Annotated in this window: 6 protein-coding genes; all 6 read left to right on the forward strand. The window is 68.0% G+C overall.

Annotated features, from left to right (window positions below; genetic code table 11):
* Positions 1-783, forward strand: coding sequence for a ParA family protein (locus AC5P78_RS20290; protein ID WP_099484538.1), 783 nt, complete (start codon positions 1-3; stop codon positions 781-783).
* The gene (locus AC5P78_RS20295) at positions 780-1,994 is read left to right on the forward strand and encodes a chemotaxis protein CheW (protein ID WP_065183654.1); all 1,215 of its coding nucleotides are present in this window, start codon (positions 780-782) and stop codon (positions 1,992-1,994) included. The genes AC5P78_RS20290 and AC5P78_RS20295 overlap by 4 nt, the downstream gene beginning before the upstream one ends.
* A 286-nt stretch (positions 1,995-2,280) precedes the next feature.
* Positions 2,281-2,589 carry an STAS domain-containing protein gene (locus tag AC5P78_RS20300; protein WP_005409522.1) on the forward strand — a complete coding sequence of 103 codons (309 nt, stop codon included), beginning with the start codon at positions 2,281-2,283 and terminating at the stop codon, positions 2,587-2,589.
* The gene (locus AC5P78_RS20305) at positions 2,586-2,951 is read left to right on the forward strand and encodes a response regulator (RefSeq protein WP_005409521.1); all 366 of its coding nucleotides are present in this window, start codon (positions 2,586-2,588) and stop codon (positions 2,949-2,951) included. Before AC5P78_RS20300 ends, AC5P78_RS20305 begins: the two co-directional genes overlap by 4 nt.
* A gap of 45 nt (positions 2,952-2,996) precedes the next feature.
* Complete coding sequence (locus AC5P78_RS20310; RefSeq protein WP_005409520.1) at positions 2,997-4,988, forward strand: chemotaxis protein CheA; 1,992 nt, start codon at positions 2,997-2,999, stop codon at positions 4,986-4,988.
* A 369-nt stretch (positions 4,989-5,357) separates the two neighbouring features.
* Positions 5,358-6,950 (forward strand): HAMP domain-containing methyl-accepting chemotaxis protein (locus AC5P78_RS20315; RefSeq protein ID WP_495217347.1); only part of this gene is annotated, 1,593 nt, incomplete at its 3' end.

Below are 6,950 nucleotides of genomic sequence, written 5' to 3' on the forward strand. Positions count from 1 at the left end.
ATGCGCATCTGGGCAGTCGCCAACCAGAAGGGCGGAGTCGGCAAGACCACCACCACCCTCGCCCTCGGCCGCGGCCTGGCCGCGCTTGGCCATCGCGTGCTGCTGATCGACCTCGATCCGCATGCCTCGCTCAGCCGCGCCTTCGGCGTGCCGGTGGATCCGCCACCGGCGGGCGTGCTGGAACTGTTCGGCGCCCCGCCGGCCGATCTTTCCAGCCTGTGCCATGCCAGCAGCATCCACGGCCTGGACTACGTCTGCGCGCAGTCGGCGCTGGCCACGCTGGAGCGCCGCAGCGCCAACCAGCCCGGCCTCGGCCTGGCCCTGCAGAACGCACTGGCGCGTCACCAGGGCCAGCACGACTACATCCTGCTGGACTGTGCCCCCACCCTTGGCCTGTTGATGATCAACGCGCTGGCCGCTGCCGACCGCCTGATCATTCCCACCCAGGCCGAGCCACTGGCCCTGCATGGCCTGGACGGCATGGTCCGCACCGGCGAGATGGTCGAGCGCTCGCGCCGCCGCCCGCTGCCGATCTCGATCCTGCCGACCCTGTTCGACCGCCGCACCCGCGCCGGCAACGAGTCGCTGCGCACGATGCAGGATCGCCATGGCACCCGCGTGTGGGAAGACGCCATTCCGATCGACACCCGCATCAGCAATGCCGCAGGCCTGACCCTGCCCAGCGCTGGTGAGGACTATCCGGGCCGCGGCCTGGCCGCCTATCGCCGCGCACTGAACTGGATCCTCGGTGAGGATGCCCGTGCCCTGGAGCAGGCCGCATGAACAGCACCGGCGTACTGGACGACTACCTGGACGAACTGCTGGGCGAAGCGATCGCCCCGGCGGCCGTCGTGCTGCCAACGCCGCACAGCGCCGCCCCGGCTCCGGACAGCACATCGGAACCGGAACGCGAGCCGACCTGGGATGACCTGCCGGCCGAGGTGATCTACGAAACCGACACCGTCGCCGCGGGGCCTGCCGTGGACAACGCCACGCTCGAAGCCGCCTTCGAGGCGGCCACAACGGCCGAGCGCGAGCCCACCTGGGACGATCTGCCCGCTGAAGTGATCTATGAGACGGACGCTGTTGCCGTTGCCCCGGCACAGGACGACGCAGCACTGGAAGCCGCCTTCGAGGCCGCCGCAATGCCGGTCGCCGCTCCGGAGCGCGAACCGACCTGGGATGACCTGCCTGACGAGGTGATCCACGAGATGGCCCCGGCCAAGGCCGGCCCGGAGCCCACCTGGGACGACCTGCCCGACGAAGTGATCTACGAGACCGACGCGGCCGACAGCCATCAGCTCGCCCACACTGACAGCCCCGGTCTGCAGGCTGCGTTCGAAGCCGCTGCGGGTGGCGAGGATGTCCCCACGCCGCCACCGGCCGTGGTTGCGCCCCCGGCACCGCGCCCTGCACCCGCGCCCGCCCCGGCCGCGCGTGCTGCCGCCGCGCCGCCGCCCCGCGTCGCCCTGGATGCCCCGGCCACCAACCGTCCCGGTACCTGGCAGGAGCTGCAGGCGCAGGCGCACCAGCCCGCCAGCAGCCCGCACCCGCAGAACCGCCGCGCCGGCGAGCGCACCTCGCGCTGGCTGCGCCTGCGCTGCGGGACCCAGGCCTATGCGCTGGAACTGCTGAAAGTGCAGGAAGTGGTGTTGCCGGTGCCACTGCTGCCGTTGCGTGGCACGGCACCGGCGATGCTCGGGATCATGAACCTGCGTGGCCAGGTGGTGCCGGTGATGGACCTCGGCCTGCACCTCGGCGCCGCAGCGGCAGAAGACGATGCCCAGACCCGCATCGTGGTGCTGGAAGAGGACGGCGAGACCATCGGCCTGCGCGTGTCGGCAGTGGAAGATGTCGCCAACCTCACCGATTCACAGATCGAACCCCCGGATACCGCCCGCATCTGCCAGATCTCCAATGATCTGTTCCGCGGCGTCGCCCGGGTCAGCCAGCGCCCGATGATCCTGCTGGACGCCACACGGCTGTTGAGTTGATCTGGAAAAAAGGGGACGGAGGGGATTAAGTCGCAAGTGGCTCGGCGCTTTGCGCCGACGCGGTGCCTGTCGGGGACGCAAGGAGTTGATCCGTTGGATCAACACCTTACGTCCCCACTGCGCGGTCGCCGCTGCCGAGGGGGCTGCAGTAGAGCCAGGTCGCTTGCGACTTGATCCCCTCCGTCTCCTTTTCAGCTGCGACCGCATCGACGCACCGCGTCGATTCCTCTAAAGAACCCCGCCGGGGTGCCGTTATGGATCACGGAACCGTTTGTCCGGAGCAACGATGAGCACTGTCGAACTGGGTGAGGATCTCGGCATCGAGAGCAGCACCGAGCTCAAGAACCGCCTCGCCCCGCTGGTGGCGCAGGCAGGCGAGCTGACCCTGGATGCAAGCCAGGTCGCCCGCATCCACACGGCCGCCGTGCAGGTGCTGTGTGCATTCGTGCAGGCCCGCCGCGAGGCAGGCCTGGGCACCGGCTTCCACGGTTGCACCGCAACCTTCCGTGACGCCGCACGCCTGCTGGGCGTCACCCAGGCCCTGGGCCTGGACGTAACCCATGACAACCTGAAATCTGTGGAGAACGCTGCATGAGCGCACGTATCTTGGTGGTGGACGATTCGGCGTCGATGCGCCAGATGGTTTCCTTCGCCCTCACCTCGGCCGGTTTTGCCGTCGAAGAAGCCGAAGACGGCGCGGTCGCGCTCGGTCGCGCCAAGGGCCAGCGCTTCAACGCGGTGGTCACCGACGTCAACATGCCGAACATGGACGGCATCGCGCTGATCCGCGAACTGCGCCAGCTGCCGGACTACAAGTTCACCCCGCTGCTGATGCTGACCACCGAATCGGCCGCCGACAAGAAGTCCGAAGGCAAGGCCGCCGGCGCCACCGGTTGGCTGGTCAAGCCGTTCAATCCGGAACAGCTGGTCGCCACCGTGCAGAAAGTGCTGGGCTGATCGCCCCGCACCGCTCCCCTTCTTCGCTTCCGGACCACCACTGCCATGAGCATGGACCTGCAACGCTTCCACGCCACCTTCTTCGAGGAGAGCCGCGAAGGCCTCGACGCGATGGAGGCTGGCCTGCTGGCCCTGGAATCGGGGCAGCAGGACGCGGAGATCATCAATTCGGTGTTCCGCGCCGCCCACTCGATCAAGGGCGGCGCCGGCACCTTCGGCTTCGATGCCATCGCCGGCCTGACCCACGTGCTGGAAACGCTGCTCGATGAGCTGCGTGCCGGCAAGCGGGCCCTGGAAGGCCATGCCGTCGATGCCATGCTGTCCTCGGTGGATGTACTGCGCGCCCTGCTGCGCGAAGCCGAACATGGCCAGGCCGCAGACCCCGCGGCGGTCGCCGCAGTGAAGGCGCGCCTCGAAGCCGTTCTCTCCGGCCAGGCCGCACCGAGCGCGCCGGCCGCTGCCGCAGCCAAGGTGGACGATACGCCGGAAGCCTGGCAGATCGGGTTCACCCCGGCACCCTCGCTGTTCATGAGCGGCAACGACCCGTTGCGCATCATCCGCGAACTGGAACACCTCGGCTCGCTGCAGGTGGCCGCGCGCATGGAACGCCTGCCGGGCTTCGCCCAGCTCGACCCGCTCGAGGCCCACCTGGCGTGGGACCTGGGCCTGGTCGGCAAGGTGCCGCGCAGCAAGATCGAAGACACCTTCGCCTGGGTGCTGGACGACTGCGAGCTGGACATCCGTCCGGCCGCGCCGCCGAGCCTGGCGACCCAGGCCCCCGTTGCTGCATCCCCTTCCACACCTGCTGCCGTCGTGCCGGCAGCGCCTGCTGCGCCTGCCGCCGGCGGTGCTGCCACCCAGGAAGCCGAAACGTCGATCCGCGTCAGCGTCGACAAGGTTGATGCGCTGATCAACCTGGTCGGCGAACTGGTCATCACCCAGGCCATGCTCAAGCAGGTCTCGCACGCGCTGGACCCGGTCCACGCCGAGAGCCTGTTCGCCGGCCTGGACCAGCTGGAACGCAACACCCGCGACCTGCAGGAAGCGGTGATCGGCGTGCGCATGCTGCCGGTCGACGCGGTGTTCCGCCGCTTCCCGCGCCTGGTCCGCGACCTGTCCAGCCGCCTCGGCAAGCAGGTGCGCCTGCGCACCGTCGGCGAGGGCACCGAGCTGGACAAGGGGCTGATCGAAAAGATCGCCGATCCACTGGTGCACCTGGTGCGCAACTCGATCGACCACGGCCTGGAAATGCCCGACGTGCGTCGCGGCGCGGGCAAGGACGAAACCGGCACGATCACCCTGGCCGCTTCGCATCAGGGCGGCCATATCGTCATTGAAGTGAGCGACGACGGCCGCGGCCTGGATCGCGCCAAGATCCTGGCCAAGGCCACCGAACGCGGCCTGGCCGTACCGGACAACCCGACCGATTCGCAGGTCTGGGACCTGATCTTCCAGCCAGGCTTCTCCACTGCCGATGCGGTCACCGACCTGTCCGGGCGTGGCGTCGGCATGGACGTGGTTCGCCGCAACATCCAGGCACTGGGCGGTGAGGTCCAGATCGAAAGCAGCCTGGGTACTGGCACGCGCACTCTGATCCGCCTGCCGCTGACCCTGGCCATCCTCGACGGCATGACCGTGGCGGTTGCCGGCGAAACCCTGATCCTGCCGCTGGCCTATGTGCTTGAGGCGTTGCAGCCGCAGGCCGAGGATATCCGCAGCATGGCCGGCGAAGGCCGCGTGCTGCGCGTACGTGGCGAGTACCTGCCGATCCTCTCGCTGAGCGAGTACTACGGCTACGGCAACCGTGCGCCGGGCAGTGAATCGCTGGTGGTCGTGGTCGAAGGCGATGGCCAGAAGATCGCACTGGAAGTGGATGAACTGGTCGGCCAGCAGCAGGTGGTGGTGAAGAACATCGAGAACAACTACCGCCGTATCGGCGGGGTGTCCGGTGCCACCATCCTTGGCGACGGCCGCGTCGCGTTGATCGTCGACATCGGCGGACTGGTGCGCTCGTTGCGTATGCCGCAGGCCGCCTGATCCACGCTGCATGCGTGTACTGGACCGCCGCCCTTCGGGGCGGCGGTTTTTGTTTGTGCGCGCTCTGCCAAGGGGTCGGATCCCTTTCCGCAGGAAAGGGATCCGACCCCATCCCTTCTGTGAACTCCGTCGCCATGATGGTTGCGGGCGCAACTACTTCATCCAAGCGAAAGCACGCCGCTGCAACGCTTTCGCGCTGTCATCCCTACGCAACCGAATGTGATCTGCGTCCATAAAGTCCACGCGGACGGCGCCGTTATTTCGCAATGACGGTCGTCACCGAACCCCACCGGGCACCCCCGTTCGCTCTGCAACCACCCCCGAACCGGCGCACAGACGCCGGCACTCTGCCCACCTGGAGCACCCTGCATGAAGTGGTTCCAAGATCTGCCCATCGCCCGCAAGCTGGCCGTGGGGTTCACCCTCACCACCTTGATGACCCTGATCCTCGGCGCCTTCGCACTGCTGCGCCTGAGCGAAGCCAACGCGCAGTTGCGCGAGATGGCTGGCAACGACATCCCCTCGGTCCAGCACCTGGGCGAGGCGCGCTCGCAGCTGGGGGAATTCCGCACCTATGAACTTGCACAGCTGAGCATGCTCGACCAGCCGGAGAAGGTCGCCGACTACAACAAGCGCATGGACGACACCGCCAAGGCCGTGCATGACGAGCTGGCGGCGTACTCGGCGCTGCCGGCGCTGGCCAAGGAGCGTGAACTCTATCGCGCGGCCAGCGCACAGCTGGACCGCTACTTCGCCGCCAACAAGGCGATGCGCGACGCCGTGGCCGCCGGTGATGGCGCTCGGGCACAGCAGATCTCCGACTTGCAGTCGCGCCCGGCGCGTCGCGACCTGTTCGCTGCGATGAAGGCCCTGGGCACCCACATCGCCGGCCAGATGGACGGCAAGATCGCCGACGCCAACGCCACCCATCGCAACAGCATGATCGCCATCATCGGCTGCATCGTCCTGCTGTCCCTTGTGGCCGCTGCGCTGGCCATCGTCATCTCACGTGCAGTGACCGGTCCCCTGGGCAAGGCCGTGACCGCCATCCAGGCCGTCGCACGCGGCGACCTCAGCGTCACCACCCAGAGCACCGGCAAGGACGAGGCTGGCCGCATGCTGGCGGCCACCGCCGACATGACCGCGATGCTGCGCCGCTTCAGCGAACAGACCCAGTTGATGGCACAGATGCATGCCGGCCCGGACATCAGCCACCGCATTCCGGAAGACTTCCCGGGCGTCTACGGCCAGCTGGCCAGCGGCATCAACACGGTGATCTTCGAACACCTCGATGCGATCGTCGATGCCATTGAAGTGCTCAACCAGTACGCCATCGGCAACCTCGCCCCGGACGCCCGCCGCCTGCCCGGCAGCCGCGCGATCCTGCACGAGTCGATGGACGCGGCCAAGGCCAGCCTGCTGGCCATCAACACGCAGATCCAGCAGCTGGCCTCGGCCGCCGCCGCCGGCGACTTCAGCCAGCGCGGTGATGCGCAGCGTTTCGATCACGATTTCCGCGTGATGATCGAGCAGCTCAACAGCATGATGCAGGTGGCCGACGGCAACCTCAGCCAGCTCTCGCAGCTGCTGCAGTCGATCGCCGCCGGCGACCTGACCGCACGCATGGACGGCCAGTTCAACGGGGTGTTCGCGCGCATGCGTGACGACGCCAACACCACCGTCGCACAGCTGACCCAGATCGTCGGCCAGATCCAGGCCAGCGCCTCCAGCATCACCCTCGCCGCTGGCGAGATCGCGTCCGGCAACAGCGACCTGTCGCGCCGTACCGAGCAGCAGGCCGCCAACCTGGAAGAAACCGCTGCCTCGATGGAGGAACTGACCTCCACCGTGCGCCAGAACGCCGAGCACGCCCGCCAGGCCAACCAGCTCGCCATCGGCGCGCACGGTGTCGCTTCGCAGGGCGGCGAGGTGGTCGGCCAGGTGGTCACCACCATGTCGGCC

This window comes from Stenotrophomonas sp. YJH_SMC_133 (assembly GCF_059370655.1).